Annotated in this window: 18 protein-coding genes; 8 read left to right on the forward strand and 10 right to left on the reverse strand. The window is 64.6% G+C overall.

The genetic code is table 11. From position 1 onward, the window contains the following. Positions 1 to 15 precede the first annotated feature (15 nt). Positions 16 to 2034 carry a DNA primase gene (dnaG, locus tag AB7Z56_RS37260; protein WP_063985487.1) on the reverse strand — a complete coding sequence of 673 codons (2019 nt, stop codon included), beginning with the start codon at positions 2032 to 2034 and terminating at the stop codon, positions 16 to 18. A gap of 203 nt (positions 2035 to 2237) precedes the next feature. On the opposite strand from dnaG, the gene AB7Z56_RS37265 reads away from it, so the two are divergent. After that, the gene (locus AB7Z56_RS37265) at positions 2238 to 2801 is read left to right on the forward strand and encodes a chlorite dismutase family protein (protein ID WP_063985488.1); all 564 of its coding nucleotides are present in this window, start codon (positions 2238 to 2240) and stop codon (positions 2799 to 2801) included. A 76-nt stretch (positions 2802 to 2877) separates the two neighbouring features. Here the strand turns inward: AB7Z56_RS37265 and AB7Z56_RS37270 are convergent, their stop codons facing one another. Further along, entirely contained in the window at positions 2878 to 3276 is a 399-nt protein-coding gene (locus AB7Z56_RS37270; protein ID WP_063985489.1) for a gamma-glutamylcyclotransferase family protein, read from the reverse strand. Positions 3277 to 3482: 206 nt separating this feature from the next. Between AB7Z56_RS37270 and AB7Z56_RS37275 the strand changes: the two genes are divergently transcribed. Beyond that, positions 3483 to 4289 carry an N-formylglutamate amidohydrolase gene (locus AB7Z56_RS37275; protein ID WP_231143624.1) on the forward strand — a complete coding sequence of 269 codons (807 nt, stop codon included), beginning with the start codon at positions 3483 to 3485 and terminating at the stop codon, positions 4287 to 4289. Here the strand turns inward: AB7Z56_RS37275 and AB7Z56_RS37280 are convergent. The 4 genes from AB7Z56_RS37280 to AB7Z56_RS37295 all read right to left on the reverse strand — a co-directional run bounded on the left by AB7Z56_RS37280 (position 4286) and on the right by AB7Z56_RS37295 (position 8007). Then, entirely contained in the window at positions 4286 to 5269 is a 984-nt protein-coding gene (locus AB7Z56_RS37280) for a DUF3592 domain-containing protein (RefSeq protein WP_084795399.1), read from the reverse strand. The two genes, AB7Z56_RS37275 and AB7Z56_RS37280, sit on opposite strands and share 4 nt — an antisense overlap. 84 nt (positions 5270 to 5353) lie before the next feature. Continuing rightward, positions 5354 to 5974, reverse strand: a complete 621-nt coding sequence (locus tag AB7Z56_RS37285) for a LysE family translocator (protein WP_080586526.1) — start codon at positions 5972 to 5974, stop codon at positions 5354 to 5356. Between the two features lie 45 nt (positions 5975 to 6019). Continuing rightward, complete coding sequence (locus tag AB7Z56_RS37290; protein WP_063985490.1) at positions 6020 to 6556, reverse strand: hypothetical protein; 537 nt, start codon at positions 6554 to 6556, stop codon at positions 6020 to 6022. A 2-nt stretch (positions 6557 to 6558) separates the two neighbouring features. Beyond that, positions 6559 to 8007 (reverse strand): LVIVD repeat-containing protein, encoded by a 1449-nt coding sequence (locus AB7Z56_RS37295; RefSeq protein ID WP_354124664.1) that lies wholly within the window; start codon positions 8005 to 8007, stop codon positions 6559 to 6561. A 116-nt stretch (positions 8008 to 8123) separates the two neighbouring features. Here AB7Z56_RS37295 and AB7Z56_RS37300 point away from each other — a divergent pair, with 116 nt between their 5' ends. From AB7Z56_RS37300 to AB7Z56_RS37310, 3 genes are read left to right on the forward strand one after another with little or no spacing between them, the layout of a single operon-like run. Further along, on the forward strand, positions 8124 to 8438 hold the full coding sequence (locus AB7Z56_RS37300; protein WP_063687468.1) for an ArsR/SmtB family transcription factor: 315 nt from the start codon (positions 8124 to 8126) through the stop codon (positions 8436 to 8438). Then, positions 8431 to 8901: an SRPBCC family protein gene (locus tag AB7Z56_RS37305; protein ID WP_014492102.1), complete on the forward strand. Its 471-nt coding sequence runs from the start codon at positions 8431 to 8433 to the stop codon at positions 8899 to 8901. Before AB7Z56_RS37300 ends, AB7Z56_RS37305 begins: the two co-directional genes overlap by 8 nt. Next, complete coding sequence (locus tag AB7Z56_RS37310) at positions 8898 to 9410, forward strand: SRPBCC family protein (protein WP_063985492.1); 513 nt, start codon at positions 8898 to 8900, stop codon at positions 9408 to 9410. Before AB7Z56_RS37305 ends, AB7Z56_RS37310 begins: the two co-directional genes overlap by 4 nt. 18 nt (positions 9411 to 9428) lie before the next feature. Here the strand turns inward: AB7Z56_RS37310 and AB7Z56_RS37315 are convergent, their stop codons facing one another. Continuing rightward, positions 9429 to 9608 carry a hypothetical protein gene (locus AB7Z56_RS37315; RefSeq protein WP_063985493.1) on the reverse strand — a complete coding sequence of 60 codons (180 nt, stop codon included), beginning with the start codon at positions 9606 to 9608 and terminating at the stop codon, positions 9429 to 9431. 394 nt (positions 9609 to 10002) lie between these two features. On the opposite strand from AB7Z56_RS37315, the gene AB7Z56_RS37320 reads away from it, so the two are divergent. Next, positions 10003 to 10809 (forward strand): transglutaminase-like domain-containing protein, encoded by an 807-nt coding sequence (locus AB7Z56_RS37320; protein ID WP_063985494.1) that lies wholly within the window; start codon positions 10003 to 10005, stop codon positions 10807 to 10809. Next, the gene (locus tag AB7Z56_RS37325) at positions 10809 to 10994 is read left to right on the forward strand and encodes a hypothetical protein (RefSeq protein WP_063985495.1); all 186 of its coding nucleotides are present in this window, start codon (positions 10809 to 10811) and stop codon (positions 10992 to 10994) included. The genes AB7Z56_RS37320 and AB7Z56_RS37325 overlap by 1 nt, the downstream gene beginning before the upstream one ends. Before the next feature lie 28 nt (positions 10995 to 11022). Here AB7Z56_RS37325 and AB7Z56_RS37330 read toward each other — a convergent pair whose 3' ends face one another. After that, complete coding sequence (locus tag AB7Z56_RS37330) at positions 11023 to 11796, reverse strand: DUF2189 domain-containing protein (protein ID WP_063985496.1); 774 nt, start codon at positions 11794 to 11796, stop codon at positions 11023 to 11025. 299 nt (positions 11797 to 12095) lie between these two features. On the opposite strand from AB7Z56_RS37330, the gene AB7Z56_RS37335 reads away from it, so the two are divergent. Next, a complete protein-coding gene (locus AB7Z56_RS37335; RefSeq protein ID WP_063985497.1) occupies positions 12096 to 14327 on the forward strand; it encodes an ATP-binding protein in 2232 nt (743 codons plus the stop codon). A 2-nt stretch (positions 14328 to 14329) separates the two neighbouring features. Here AB7Z56_RS37335 and AB7Z56_RS37340 read toward each other — a convergent pair whose 3' ends face one another. Both AB7Z56_RS37340 and AB7Z56_RS37345 read right to left on the reverse strand, forming a co-directional pair. Beyond that, positions 14330 to 14773: a hypothetical protein gene (locus AB7Z56_RS37340; RefSeq protein WP_028159430.1), complete on the reverse strand. Its 444-nt coding sequence runs from the start codon at positions 14771 to 14773 to the stop codon at positions 14330 to 14332. Between the two features lie 2 nt (positions 14774 to 14775). Continuing rightward, positions 14776 to 15144, reverse strand: coding sequence for a YybH family protein (locus tag AB7Z56_RS37345; RefSeq protein ID WP_063985498.1), 369 nt, complete (start codon positions 15142 to 15144; stop codon positions 14776 to 14778). Positions 15145 to 15210 lie beyond the last annotated feature (66 nt).

A 15210-nucleotide genomic window follows, 5' to 3' on the forward strand; every position in this document is an offset into this window, starting at 1 on the left:
CGCATGATTCTTTCATCACACGCTCTTCTGGAACCGGCCCGACAGCTCGCCAAAACCCTCGATCAGGGCCTCGGTACCGTCGACTTCTCCTATCCGAGCCTTGACGTCACGCAGCCACGCCAAATTGGCCTCGCTGGGGTCCTCCCCCAAGGCCAGCTCGGCGTCCTTCAGTTCTCTAAGTAGTGAATGGTATTGCCGATGCAAGGCAACGAGCTGGTGCCAGGTGGAGAGAACGTCGTCCCGGGCGGCGCCCTCGCGGGCACCCCACACCGCCGCGGTCGTGATGCCGTTCTCAACCCTTTGAAGAAGCTGTAAAAATCCGCCCTTTTCGATGTCGGCTCGCATCTTCTCGGCCAGCTCGCCGGGGTCCGGCGAGTGGTGGTGGTCGTTGGCGAAGGCGGCGATGATGCCGGCCCGGAGCTTATGGGCCTCGGGATGGGCCAGCTCCAGGGCGGCGACCTCCTCAAGGTGGTCGTGCAGCAGCCAGGGGTGGTTGATCAGGATTTGCAGGATCAGGGCTTCGCGCCGGGATATGGCGCTGCGCTGGCCCTTCATGATCGGGCTGGCCGCCAGCTGGGGGCTCGCCGCCTGGTAGGGGCCGGAGGGAATAAAGGCGGGACCGGAGGCCCCACGCCGCCCCTGGCTGCCGAATCCCTGACCCCCGAATCGATTCGCCTGTCCCCCGTTGCGCGGCTGGAAGGAGCGGCCGGAATTGCCTTGGAAATTGCCCCGGCCGGCAAAACCGCCGCGCCCGCCCTCAGGCGCGAAGGTGCGTCGAAGCCGTTCGGCAAAATCGTCGCGATAATAGCGCCGCACCACCTCGTCGCGGATGCCGTTGGACAGCTCCTTGACGCGCGCTTCCAGCGCGGCGCGACGCTCGGGCGTGGCAAAGTTGCCGCCTTCGAGTTCGCGCGACCAAATCATCTCGGCGAGCGGCTTCGCCGCAGCAATGACATCCTCGATCGCGCCGCGACCGCCCGAGCGGGCGAGATCGTCGGGGTCTTGCCCTTCCGGCAGCAGCGCAAAGCGCAGGCTCTTGCCCGGCGCAAGAAATGGCAAGGCCAAGTCGGCCGCGCGATAAGCCGCCTTCTGTCCGGCACGATCGCCGTCGAAGCAGAGGATCGGCTCGTCCGCCATCTTCCAGAGCAGCGTGAGCTGGTTTTCGGTCAGCGCGGTGCCGAGCGGCGCCACGGCACCTGCAAAGCCTGCTGTCACCATGGCGATGACGTCGACATAGCCTTCGACCACGATCAGCGCGCTACCATCGTGGGTGGCTTTGCGCGCGGTCTGGTGATTGTAGAGATTGTCGCCCTTGTGGAAGAGCGGCGTCTCCGGCGAGTTCAGGTATTTTGCCGGAACGTCCTTCTCCAGCGCGCGCCCGCCGAAGGCGATGACACGGCCACGCAGATCCGTGATCGGAAACATCACGCGATCGCGGAAGCGATCGTAGGGCACGGGAATGTCGTTGCCGGCAACGAGCAGCCCGGTCTCGATCATGTCCTCGATGGAGACGCCGAGCTTGCCGAGATGCTCCTTCAGCGCGAAACGCTCGGGTGGCGGCGGCGCATAGCCGAGGCGGAACTGCACTTGCGTCGCCGGCGAGATCGCGCGATCGGCGAGATAGCCGCGCGCCTTGGCGCCGGCGCGCGAGGCCAGCGTCTCGGCGAAGAATTTTGCAGCGAGCTCCATGACGTCATGCAGCGTGCGGCGCCGCTGCTCGTGCCGCGCCGCATCCGGCGTCACCGCCGGCAGCGGCAGGCCCGCCATGCCGGCGAGCCGCTCCACAGCCTCGGCGAACGGCAGGCCGTCGGTCTCCATCACGAAGGTGATGATGTCGCCGTGCTTGCCGGAGGAGAAGTCGTGGTAAAATCCCTTCTGGTCGTTGACGTAGAAGGACGGCGTCTTCTCCTGCTGGAACGGCGACAGCCCCTTCCATTCCCGCCCGGCCTTCTTCAGCTTCACGCGCTTGCCCACGACTTCGGAGACCGAAAGCCGGGCACGAAGCTCGTCGAGGAACTGGGGCGTGAAGCGCATGGGCTCTGGGTCTGGCGCGAATCAACGTGAGTCGGGCGAAGGGTTACGGATATAGGCGCGGCCTGCCCAAAAGTCAGGTTTGTCCGGCTTATCCGGGTTATTCGACCTATGCACAGGCGTCATTCCGGGGCGATGCGAAGCATCGAGCCCGGAATGACCGCGGAAAGACTTGAACCCGGACCGGTTCCGCGCTTCCATAGGCCATGTTCAGGATGTTTCGCGGCGGCCACAGCGGGGGCTGGCGTGTGACCTCGATTTCACCCGTGGTGGGCGAGCCCCTGCCCTTCGTGCCGGCGCTGTCGGTGACCGACAGCGAGGCGATTTCATTGCCCCTGGTGCCCTCTCGCAATGCGTGGCGGCTGGTCGGCGTTGCGAGCACGCCGCGCTATACTGAGCGCGCCGAGAAGCAGCAGCTCACCGCGGTGCAGGCCGAGCTCGGCCGGTTAGGGGCCACTTCCGCGGCGCTGATTCCGATCCGCAAATCGGAGGCGTGGTGGGAGCTGACGCAGGAAGAGCGCCGCAAGATCTTCGAGGACAAGTCGCACCACATCGCCAGCACTCTTCGTTTCCTGCCCGCCATCGCGCGGCAGCTCTATCACAGCCGCGATCTCGGCGGTCCCTTCGACTTCCTGACATGGTTCGAGTTCGCGCCCCCCGATGCCTCGCTGTTCGAGGAGCTGGTGGCGATGCTGAGGCAGACCGAGGAGTGGAGCTACGTCGAGCACGAGATCGACGTGCGCCTGGTGAAGGAAGTGCTGTCGGCTTAGTGATCGAACGCCGGCCACGATGAAGGTGCGATCCCTCGCTCCGCTTGCGCGGGAGAGGTGAAGTCCGCATCCGCGCCTAGTGCTCGAGAAAGCGCCCGGACTCGATGCGCGGCAGATCGATGACGGGCCAATTGTAGACGTAAGTCCAGGCCTTCTCCGTGGTGCCATCAGGCAGCGTCACGTCGATCAGCTTGCGCAGATATTCGGTCGGCTCCGGAAAGCCCTCGCCGCAGGCCTCGTACATGTCGAGCTCGCGCAGGAGCTCGTCGGGCACGCGCAATTGAAAAAGCTCACCATGGACGACATCGGAGGCCGCGTTCGACAGCAGCAATCCGGGATAATGCTTCACGAGAACGAGCCGGCCGCGACACGTCGCGTCACCCAAAAAGTCCGCATGTCCTGCAAGCAGCCGCGCCATCGGATGGTCGAAGCCGCGCATCAGGGTGCCGTAGACGAAAAGACGATCGGAGGTCATGGGGTGTCTATAGCCGTCAATCGAGCGAAACGACAGCCGCACATTTCCTCGTCCCAGCGAAGTCCCCGGGGGCAATCGAGATTTGGTCTTGTGATGAATCGCCGGCAACGGCATCGTCTGGCGATCATGATGATTTTGGGTGGACCGACCTGCAAGCGATTGCTGCCCAATTTGGACGGTAACTGCTTTTTCCATAGGCAATCAGGATGGACTTGAACACGGCCGACGCGACCGATCAACTGCTCGGCGCGGGGGACATTCCGCCGGTGCATGAGGTCAATGCGGATGGGGCATCGCCTTTCCTGCTCACCTCGGATCATTACGGACGGATCTTGCCGCGCGCGCTCGGCGACCTCGGCGTCGCGGCAAGCGAGCTGACGCGACACATCGCCTGGGACATCGGCATTGCCGGCGTCGCCGAGCGGCTGGCAAGAATGCTCGATGCGCATCTGATCGCGCAGCGCTATTCCCGGCTCGTGATCGACTGCAACCGCTCGCCCGGCGTAGCAAGCTCGATTCCCGTGATATCCGAGGCGACCGCGATCCCGCGCAACGAGGGCATCTCAGAGGGCGAGCGCGCGGCGCGGCGGCGCGAGATCTTCGAGCCCTATCACCGCCGCATCGATGCCGCGATCGACCGCCGCCTGCACGACACGCGGCCGACGGTGCTGGTGTCGCTGCACAGCTTCACGCCGGTTTATGCCGGCGTCGCCCGGCCCTGGCACATCGCCGCGCTGTATAACCGCGACACCGTGCTGCCGCAGCTGCTGCTGAAACATTTGCGCGCTGAAGGCGATCTCGTCGTCGGCGACAACGAGCCCTATGCGGTGAGCGACCTCAGCGACTACACCATCCCCGTCCACGGCGAAGCCCGCGGCCTCGTCAACACCGGCATCGAGATCCGCCAGGATCTGATCGCGGATCAGTCCGGCCAGCAGCAATGGGCGGAGCGGCTGGCGAGGATTTTTGCGGAGATCGAGCTGGAGTTGCGCAGGGAGAGGCTGGTCGACTAGCTGCCCCGCGTCGCGACGAACACCGCGAGCGCAGCGAAAATCGCAGCGATACCCCACAGCAGCCAGGCGATGCGGACGGGGCCGCTTGTATCGAGCGTTGCCTCGGCCGGGTTGTCGGGATTGACGCGCACCTCGACGGTCGCGCCGTGCTTGTAGCGCGACATCAGCTTCTTCAACATCTCGTCGGACCCGGACTGCGTCCCGGCCGCGACGCGCGCGCATTCATTGGTGTAGCTGATATTCTGATAGCGATAGGTGTAGGTCACGCGCTTGCCGAACATCTCGGTGCCGCGGCGCTCGCCCGGCTCGCTGGCCTCGTGATATTGCTCGATCCCCGACAGCTTGATCGTGCCCGGCACCACCGGCCAGCGCGCCGCCTTCAACGCCTGCCGCCGCACCCCATACCCCATCAGCGCGATGACGAGGCCGAACGCGCCGAAGCCGACGACAAGGCCGGCGAGATCGGGCCGCCCGATGCGGTGCGCAAGGTAGGCATAAGTCTGGTTGAGCCCGAACGCCGAGCCGAACACGATGCCAAACGCGATCGCCGTGCCGATGCCGAGGCAGCCCCACAGCCCCTTGGGCAGGTCGCGCTCGAGCACGGCCTGATCGGGATGGCGCGGATTGTAATAGACGGTGACGATGCTGCCGGCGGGATATTTTGCAAGCTTCTCGGCGACCTCGAAATTGCCGAGGTCCTCGCCGATCGAGATGCGGTTACAGCTCAGCTTGCGGCTGCCGACCGGATATTCGTAAGTCACGTTCGCAAAATTGCGGCTCTCGAGCCGATAGCCTTCCTCGCGGTCGCTGTCGGACACCCTGACCTCGCGTACCTCGGCGACCGAGCGGACGACCTTGCCCGATGCCTGCGGCCAGCTTCGCGCCTCGCGCACCTGCCAGGTCTTCACAACGGAGGCGACCAGTAACAGCCCGAGCGGTGCGAACAGCATCGCATAGACGAACCAGGGCAGATCGGGCACGGCCAAATTCCTTCGTCAGCGGCAATGCCCGATTGGACGCATCGCCGCCGCGAAGGGTTCAAGCGCGAACCGGTACGAGCGAGGTTATTTTGCCCGTGTCAGCGCCAGCCAGATACCGCCGCCGATCATGAAGCCGCCGGAGATGCGCGACATCAGCCGCGTCCGGCGGGCCGAGAAGAATTTTCGCGCACGCCCCGCGGCAAGAGCGTAGAGCGCATCCGTCATCGCCGCGGTGACCATGAAAGTGGCGCCCAGCACCGCGACTTGCGGGAAGTGATCGCGGTTCATGTCCATGAACTGCGGAATGAAGGCGCCGAAGAAGATCAGCACTTTCGGGTTCGACAGCAGCACAAGGAAGCCTTGCAGGAAGAACCCGCCGCGCGGCGGCGCCGGCGGCTCGTCGACATTGAGGCCTTCGACCGGCGCCCAGATCAGCTTGATGCCGAGCCAGATCAGATAGGCGGCGCCGGCAAAGCGCACCCAGTCGAACCAGTAACCCATGGTCGCCATCAGCGAGGTCAGGCCGACTGCGACGATGCCGATGACGATGGCGAGCCCGGCCTGCGCGCCCGCGACATTGGTCAACGCCGCGCGCGTGCCGTGACGCAGGCCGTTGGCGACGACGAGGGTGACGATCGGCCCCGGCAGCAAGGCCAGCGCAATGCAGGCGGCGACGAAGGCGAAATAGGCTTGCATGGACATCATGGGGAGGACTCGCTGAGAGCGGTTTGGCGCATTAATGCATGACACTCACTGTCCGTCCAGCGCCGCGGTCGCCCATACCTTCATCTCCCGCGTCTCCAGGAACGCCAGCGCTGCGCGTTGCACGGCGCCTGCTTCGCCACGCCCCTGGGCCGCAGCGACGAAGAGATCGCAGCGGCGCGAGACGGCGATGCCGATCGCGGCATGGCGGACGTCGTCGAGCATATCGAGATCATAGCGCCTGGCACGGCCGCGCATCTCGCCAAGACCCACCTCCTCGCCCGGCGCGACGGCGGCAAAGCGCGGGCTGATCAGATCGATGTCGGCAACGCGATCGACCTCATCATCGTCGGCGACGCCGCGGTCGCAATTGCAGAAGCCACGCTTGGCGCGCACGTAGAGCTCGGTGCCCGCGCAGGCGCCGTCGCAGCGGAACGCGCGGCCGGCGGGCCAGCCGTCGCGCGGGAACGGCCATGCGATTTCGCGCCAGCCTGCCGATTCCGCCGCCGGCGCCAGCCGATAAGCCCCGACGCCGGACACACCGAGCGCGATGGCCACAGCCGCAATCGCCGCCCCGCGCCGCATCGTCAGTTCCTCGGCAGGCCGGCGGCCGCGCGCGCCGGTCCGGTCAGTTCGAGGATATGCAGACCGGTATTGGCGCGGTCGACGATGTAGATGTAGCCGCGATCGTCGGTCTCGACATTGTTGGTCTGGATCGCGACCTTGCAGCGCTCGCCGCCCTCGACGGGAATGCAGCGCTTGTCTGTGGCCTGCGTGATCGCCGGGATGAAATAGCCGACCTCCTTCGGATGATAGGGATCGCGGATGTCGAGCGCCCGCACGCCCGCATTGAAGAAGGCGATGAAGGCCATCTTCTTGTAATAGACCGGCGCCATGCTCTCGTTCGAGGAGTGCGAGCCGAAGCGGCCGCCGCGCTGGCAGAACTGTCCACCCGCCTCCGGCACGGTGTAGCTCGAGATCATCATCGGCCGCGTCTCGGTGGTGACGTCGGCGAACCACACCATCTGCCGCGCCTCGCCGCATTCGTTCAGAATCGCCTCGTCGACGATCATGACGATGTCGCGGGTCTTGCCGTCCTTGTCCTCGGCGAATTCCGCGACCGGCATATCGAGCATCGGGAACGTCGTATGCGCGCCGTTGAAGGCGGACATCGGCATGCGCGAAATCTCGGGATAGCGAAGATTCTCCGGCGTCGGCTCCTTCGGCCCGTTCAGCAACTTGTCGCGATCGACGATCTGCAGGATGCCGCCCTTGTTGGTGCCGTAGCCGAAGAACACGCGATTGCCGTCGGGTCCGGTCGAGATCGGCCCGTGCAATTCGGTCGGCACGGCGCCGGTCGAGCCGGGCTCCTGGCCGGGCAGGCCAAAGTCGCGGATTTTCTGCGGATGCGCGGGATCGCTGAGGTCGTAGACCTGCGTCATGCGCCGCGTGCGCCAGTCCGGCGCGCCGGAGACAAGAAAGGCGATGCCGGTGTCGCACTCCCACCAGCTCTTGTGGGTGTCCTTCAGCCCGCCGATGCGGGTAACGAGCACGGGATTTACGGGGTCGGCGACGTTCCAGATCTCATGCGCCTCGCTGCCGAAGGTGCGGAGCATATAGACCGCATTGGGATCGCCCTTCGGCAGCGACTTGCCGTCGCAAACCCGTACCATCTGCGCGCCGCCGGATTCGTACTTGCCTTCCTGTCCCGGCAGATGCCGCAGATATTTTGGACGCGCGGGATCGGTGACGTCGACGATGGACGTTCCGTTCGGTTCGGCCTGCCCCGTCATCGGGTTGACGGGCGCGGGCACGTCGTCGGTGCCACCGTGATGGCCGATATAGGCGATCCAGCGATCGGCCTGATGATGGATGGTCGGCTGGTACGCGCTGCGCGCCTGCAGGTCGTTGGTGCCGACCAGCTTCATGTTGGACGCTTCCTGCGGCGCGCCGATGGTCTGCTTCTGTTGTGCCTGGGCCGTGGTGCTGCAGCCGAAAAGGACAAGACCTGCTGCGAGTGAGAAGCAACGGAACATCAAAGCTCTCCCGGAACCAATCTGCGTTGGCTGAGCTTCAAGGCTAGCACAGCCATTTCCGGGCGCCAAAGACACCATCTTGACATGCAACCATTTGGTTGCCTATTATCGCCACCATGGATGAGGTCTTCAAAGCGCTCGCCGATGCGTCACGACGGTCGCTGCTGGACAGGCTTCACGCCAGGAACGGCCAGACGCTGAACGAACTCTGCGAAGGCCTCGCGATGACGCGCCAGGCCGTGACCAAGCACCTTGTCATTCTCGAAGAGGCCAATCTGGTCACGACCATCAGACATGGCCGCGAGAAGCTGCATTACCTCAATCCGGTGCCGATCCATCAGATCGGCGAACGCTGGATCAGGAAATTCGAGCGCGGCAAGCTCGCCGCGCTCGGCGAGTTGAAACGTCAGTTGGAGAAGCGCGATGAGTAAGCCCCAATTCGTCTATGTGAGCTATATCGAGACCACGCCGGAAAAGCTGTGGGAGGCGCTGACGTCGAGCGAATTCACCAGGCAATACTGGTTCGGCGCCGAGGTCAGGTCAGACTGGAAGGTCGGCTCCCCCTTCGCGCTCACGCTCGACGGCGAGGTCACCGATTCCGGCGAGATTCTGGAGGCCGATCCGCCGCGCCGCCTGTCCTACAGCTTCAAGCACCAGAAGTTCGAAGAGCTGCGCGGCGAGCCGATATCGCGCGTCGTCTTCACGATCGAACCGTTCGGCTCGCTCGTGCGTTTGACCGTGTTGCATGACGGCTTCGTCGAGGGCGGCAAATATCTCGGCGCCGTCTCCAACGGCTGGCCGGCGATCCTGTCCCAGCTCAAGAGCCTGCTCGAGACCGGCAAGCTGCTCGGCATTCCCCGCGCCGCGCTCAACAAGGGATTCGACGCAAAATGAACCTCGATCAGTTCAAACCACTGACGGTCTACACCATCTACATCGTCTCCACGCCGGAGAAGGTGTGGGAAGCGCTGACCTCGGCCGAGTTCAGCAGGAAGTACTTTTCCGGTTTTGCCGTGGAGATGGAACGGAGGCTCGGCGGGAGTTTCACCGTGCGCGCGCCTGACGGTTCGGAGCACATCTCGGGTGAAGTCTTCGAATACGATCCGCCGAACAAGCTGACGGTGACATGGAACGTCAACTGGCCCGACCTCGTCGCAAAGCTCGGCACCACGCTCGTCACCTACGAGATCGAGCAAGCCGGCGAGGCCGTCCGCCTCACCATGAGCGAACGCCACGACCGCGCGCTCAGCGAAGGCATCCTCTCCGGCGGCCGCACCGGCTGGCCCGCGATCCTGTCGGGACTGAAGAGTTTGCTGGAAACCGGCAAGGCGCCGCAGATCAAAATGACACCGCCAGCGCAGATGCTGGCGGCGTTGAAGGCGATGGGGATCAAGACGCCGTAGCGGCCGAAATCGGCGCTGTTATCGCTTCTTCTTCACCGGCGGTTGAATCTCGTCGATCTTGCGACGGCAATCCCCTTCCGAGTCGTGCGGGCCCGAGACGAAGGTCCCGCTGACCTTGATCGCGTACCAGCCTGACTCCACGCCGAGCCGGAGCGCTTCGTCTGTCTTGACGTGCCGTGGGGAGAGAGTTTGCATCATGTGCTTTCGGTTGGCGTTCGATCTCGTATCGAACCGCTGTGGAATTTTTCAGGCGTCCGCGGCACGCCTGCTGCGTCCGGCTCGCCCGCGGGAAGTGGCAATAAGCGCGACGATCGCCGTTACGACGTCGCGATGAGAAGGCTCCGCCGATGCGAAGAATGAGTCGCTTCAAGTCGCGCGCGAATCGTCGTGACGCAGCGTGTGCGCACAGACGACCGCTCTTTCCGACATTGGCGCACCGTGCGCGCAATCGCCGCAATTAGCTATCGTTTTCTCGCCCGCGCCGCGCTTTTGAAGCGCCAAATGCCGCTCTCGATCGAATAAGGCCGTGAATGCCTTGTGTTCGATCGCTTCGTAGCCATGTTGGGAGCTTGGCCAAGAGAAAGAAGTTTGCATGAAGCTCCGCGTCGGGTTCGAGATGCTGTACGAGTTCCCGCAGCCGACGCCTATGATCATGGTGTTGGGCACGCACTTCACGCGCGCCTCTGATATCGTCGTGCCCGACCTGCTGACCACCCGACCTTCGGTGGCGATCAGTCCCTATCGCGACCTCTTCGGCAATTGGTGCAGCCGCATCGTTGCGCCGGCCGGCGCCTTCCGTCTTGCCGGCGATGGCATCGTTCGCGACAGCGGCCTGCCCGACCCGGTGTTTCCGAACGCGTTTCAGCACGCCGTCGAAGCGCTGCCGGCCGACACGCTCGTCTATCTGCTCGGCAGTCGCTACTGCGAGACCGATCGCCTGTCGGATATCGCATGGAAGTTGTTCGAACAGACGCCGCCGGGCTGGGCGCGGGTCCAGGCCATCTGCGATTTTGTTCATCGCCACATCACGTTCGGCCATGAGCACGCGCGTGCGACCAAGACAGCCCGGGAAGCCTACGACGAAGGCAAGGGCGTGTGCCGTGACTATGCCCATCTCGCCATCGCGTTCTGCCGCAGCATGAACATTCCGGCGCGTTACTGCACCGGCTACCTCAGCGACATCGGCACCCCACAACCATGGCCTGCTGGAGATTTCGCCGCCTGGTTCGAGGCTTTCGTCGGTGGAAGCTGGCACATGTTCGATCCGCGCAACAATACGCCGCGGATCGGCCGCGTGCTGATTGCGCAGGGGCGCGATGCCGCAGACGTCCCGATCGTCCAGACCTTCGGTCCGAATACCCTGCTCAATTTCAAGGTATGGACCGACGAGGTTGCCTGATGACAGACAGCACCCCTGCGCTCACCGCCGATGAATTTGCGTCCTTGGCCATAGTCGGCAAGGGTCAAGGCGACATTCCGCAGGCGCACGGCGAACGTCTGGCCAATCTGGGTTATGCGATCAGGCGGCTCGGCGAACTCGAGCTGACTTCGTCAGGCGCTCGCCGCCTGGCAACGGGCGAATAGCTCGCTTCCGTTGCGTCCGGCTTCCCCTTTACGCCACCGGCACCACCAACCGCCGGTAAAGGTGCCATGTCGCATGTCCGAGCACGGGCAGCGTCACGACCAGTCCGAGAAAGTACGGCAGCGCCGAGACGATCAGCAGCATCACGATCACCGCGGCCCACGAGATCATCGGCAGCGGGCTAGTCACCACCGCGCGTACGCTCGTCACCATGGCGGTGACGAAATCGACCTCGCGGTCGAGCAGCAGCGGAAACGACACCACCGTCAGCGAGAACAAAATCAGCGACAGCGCGGCACCGACCGCATTGCCGATGACGAGGAACAGCAGGCCCTCATTCGTCGTCAGCACCACCGTCATGAATTCCTGCAAGCTCGAGAACGAGGCGTGCAGGCCGAGCAGCAGCGCGATGAGCAGCCGCACCTGGTACATCCAGATCACGAACACGAACAGCGTGACGAAGGCCATCCAGCCGATCTCGCTGCGCGCGCGTATCGCCGACCAGATCGCGCCGAAGGAGACCGGCTCGCCGCATTCGCGGCGACGGCTGACCTCGTAGAGGCCGATCGCGACGAACGGCCCGATCAGCGCGAAGCCGGCCGCAAGGGGATAGACGAGATAGACCATGCCGAAGGCGGTGAGGCAGAGCATGATGGCGATGCCGCCGCCTGCGTAGAGCGCGCCGAAGCAGAGCCCGTAGAGCGGCAGCGCCTGGAAATCGCGCAAACCCTCGACCAGCGCCTCGGCGATGTCGGTCGCCGCCACGGGACGCACCACCGGATCGACTTTGCCCGAGATCGACATGCGGCTCCCTCTCCTCATCACCGGCACGATCTCCGTCGCGCGCGATCCCGATATTAGCGCCCTCGCGACCGGCGCGCACGCGCGCGTTGATTGCGGGATGACGGTATCCCGGGAGGCCCGACACCAGCCCGACAGGGCCTCGCGGGCGAACTTTCCGGGGACTCATCCGTGATGTACGCGGCCGAAATCTTTCCCCGCGGGGCTTTTTCGGCGGATGCCTATGGACTGAGCGGAGGGTGGTGCCGCAGATTGCATCTTCGAACCAGCACGCGCGACGACCAAATTGGACCGCCCGACCGATGAGCTTGCGTACCCGGCTACTGATACTCGTCATTGCGGCCATGCTGGTGCCGGCCATCCTCGTCGGCTTACGTTTCGTGCAAAATCGCAGCAGCGAAATCAACGCAGCCCTGGCCAATCTGACCGCGACAGCCGACGACATTGCGAGCGACCTGGACGAGAAGATCCAGGGCACCGCCCAGCTTCACTATGGTCTCGCCCGTGCACGCGACCTCGACACGCGCGACAAGGCGGCGTGCTCGGCGTTCCTGTCGGAAGTGCGCGAGGAATACCCACAGTTCACCGGGATATTGACCATCGATCCCGACGGCAGCCTGTTCTGCGATTCGCTGCGGACCAACCGCACCCTCGACCTCCGGGATCGCGCCTATTTCAAGCAGGCCCTGGCGTCGCGCGGCATCGCGCTCGAGCCGGTATTCGGCCGGCTGACCGGACTATCGGTGCTCCAGATCGCCTATCCAGTGCGATCGGAGACGGGCGCCCTGAAGCTGATCCTGCTCGCCTCCTTCAACCTGCGCAAATTCGCGGAGTTTCACGACAAGCGGCTGCTCGGCCAGAAGGAGATCCTGCTCCTCGACAGCAAGGGAACGGTTCTGGTCGCCCCCTCCCGCGGAGGATGGACCGAGCCGGTCGGCACGTCGATCGCGGGATCCGATCTGCTCCGCTTCGCTGCAACGCCGGACCGGAAGGCGTATCAGGAGGTGACCGATCGCGACGGCCGGACGCAGGTCTGGGCTGTCGCCGCGCGCTCGCCTTCGACCCGCGATGCCGGCCTCTACATCATGGTCGGACGGTCCAAGGACGGACTGGTCGCCGCGGCGAATCGCCGGCTCTACGAGGATGTGGCGATACTCGCGGTGGCCTCGCTGCTGCTGCTGGCGGCCGTCTGGATCCTTGCCACCGTGAGCGTCGGGCGCCAGGTCGGACGTCTCGCCACCATGGCGAAGAAACTTGGGCTCGGAGATCTCAGCGCGCGAATTCCGCCTCCCCACCCGGGCGGCGAACTGGGCGGATTGATGACCCTGCTCAACGACACCGCCGAGTCGCTCGAACAGCAACGCGCCGCCATCGCCGACCTCAGCCACAAGCTCAGCCAATCCCAGAAGATGGAAGCCATGGGCCAGCTCACCGGCGGCGTGGCGCACGATTTCAACAACCTCTTGACCGTCATTCTCGGCAATTCGGAGCATCTTGCCGACAGACTGGCGGGCAACAAGGAATTGCACCGGATCGCCAACGACATCGCGACCGCCGCCGAGCGCGGCTCCGACCTGACGCGGAGCCTGCTCGCCTTCGCGCGCAAGCAGCCCCTGAGGCCGCGAGACATCGACATCGCCGTGAAGATTCACGAGATGGAGCAGCTGTTGCGCCGGCCCCTGGGCGAGTACATCGAATGCACCTTCGCGCTCGAATCGGATGTGTGGCTGACCAGCGTCGATCCCGGCGAGCTGACAACGGCGCTGCTCAATCTCGTGCTCAACGCGCGCGACGTCATGCCGCTCGGCGGCAAGCTGACGATCGAGGCGCGCAACACCTCGCTCGGTGAATCCGACCTTGACGTCAATGGCGAGCCGCGGCCGGGCGACTACGTCATGGTGGCCGTGACCGACACCGGCAGCGGCATGACCGCCGAGGTGGCGAGCCGGGCGTTCGAGCCGTTCTTCACCACCAAGGAGGTCGGCAAGGGCACCGGCCTCGGCCTGAGCATGGTCTACGGCTTTGTGCGGCAATCCGGCGGCGTTGTGCAGATGCAGTCCGAACCGGGACAAGGCAGCGTCGTCAGGCTGTTCTTTCCCCGCCTTGCGGCGCCACCAAACGAGCATCCGTCACCGGCGGAACGGATCGTCGCCCCCGACGGAAGCGAGACCATTCTTGTCGTCGAGGACGACGACATGGTTCGGGCCTATGTCGAGAGCGAGCTGAAGACCCTCGGCTATCGCGTCATCGCGGCGTCGAACGGTCCCGCGGCTCTCGAACTGTTGCGCCGCCCCGGCGACATCGACCTGCTGCTCACCGACGTCGTGATGCCGGGCGGCATGTTCGGACCAGAGCTTGCCAGGCAAGCGACCGGCTTGCGGCCCGGGCTCAAGGTGCTCTTCACCTCGGGCTACACCCAAAATCCCGTCAAGACGCCCGACGGGGTCGGCGACGCCCGCATCCTGACAAAACCGTTCCGGCGGAAGGATCTTGCCGCGATGCTGCGGTCCGCCCTGTCGGCGTCGCCGCGCTGAAATCAGGAAGAGAACGCCAGCCGGAGCGCTACGCCGAGATTGGCTACGAACAGAGCCGCGTCGATGACGAAGATCCTGAGCATCGGACCTTTCAGCACGGGCCAGTAGGCCACCCCGACGCGCCCTCCGCGCATCAGGACCGGAAGGTTATAGGCGAACTGGCTGAAGTGGCAGGCGGCAAAGAACAGGAACAGCGCGAGCTGCGCCTCGATCGGCTGGAAGAAGGCCGGACGAGCGGCCAGAAGATAGAACGACAAAAGCCCGATCGGCAGATTCATCCCGCCCAGGAACGCCACGCTGGCCGCCAGCGTCGGCGCGATCGGATTGCTGCGCTCTTCGCGCGGCAGGAGTATCTTCAGCGTGTTGCCCTGGGCGACGCTGAACTGGATGAACGCGCCGCCGAACCAGAGCGTGTTGAGGAGCAGGACGAAATCCGAAAGATGCATGATCATTTTCCGTAGAAGGCTTCGCTGCGCACCACACGGCCCGCATCGTCGAAATCCATGAACTCGCTGGCGCGCGTGTCGCCGAGCTGCCACCACACCGTCAGGCGCGCGATCGCCTCGTCCCAGCTCCAGCTCAGGATCTTCAGGTCGGCGCTTTCGATGTGGCCATAAGCCTCGCGCCAATAAGCGCGGATGTTCTCGGCGCCGCTGACGACCGGAGAACCGGTCAATGATAGTGCCAGAGGGCTGCGCATCTGCGCATCGTTGGCGAAATGCGCGACGACCGCGTCGATATCGACCCGGCGCCAGCTCGCGCACCATGCCGCGACAAAGCGCTCGGCGGCTGCGCGATCCATTTTCCATCCGCTCATGGCGGAGCCCTCCCCTGGCTCGTTGCCGGGAAAGTGGCAAAGCTCGCGCCTCATGTCAACTATATT

This window comes from Bradyrhizobium sp. 482_C4_N1_8, assembly GCF_052075965.1.
GTDB lineage: Bacteria > Pseudomonadota > Alphaproteobacteria > Rhizobiales > Xanthobacteraceae > Bradyrhizobium > Bradyrhizobium barranii.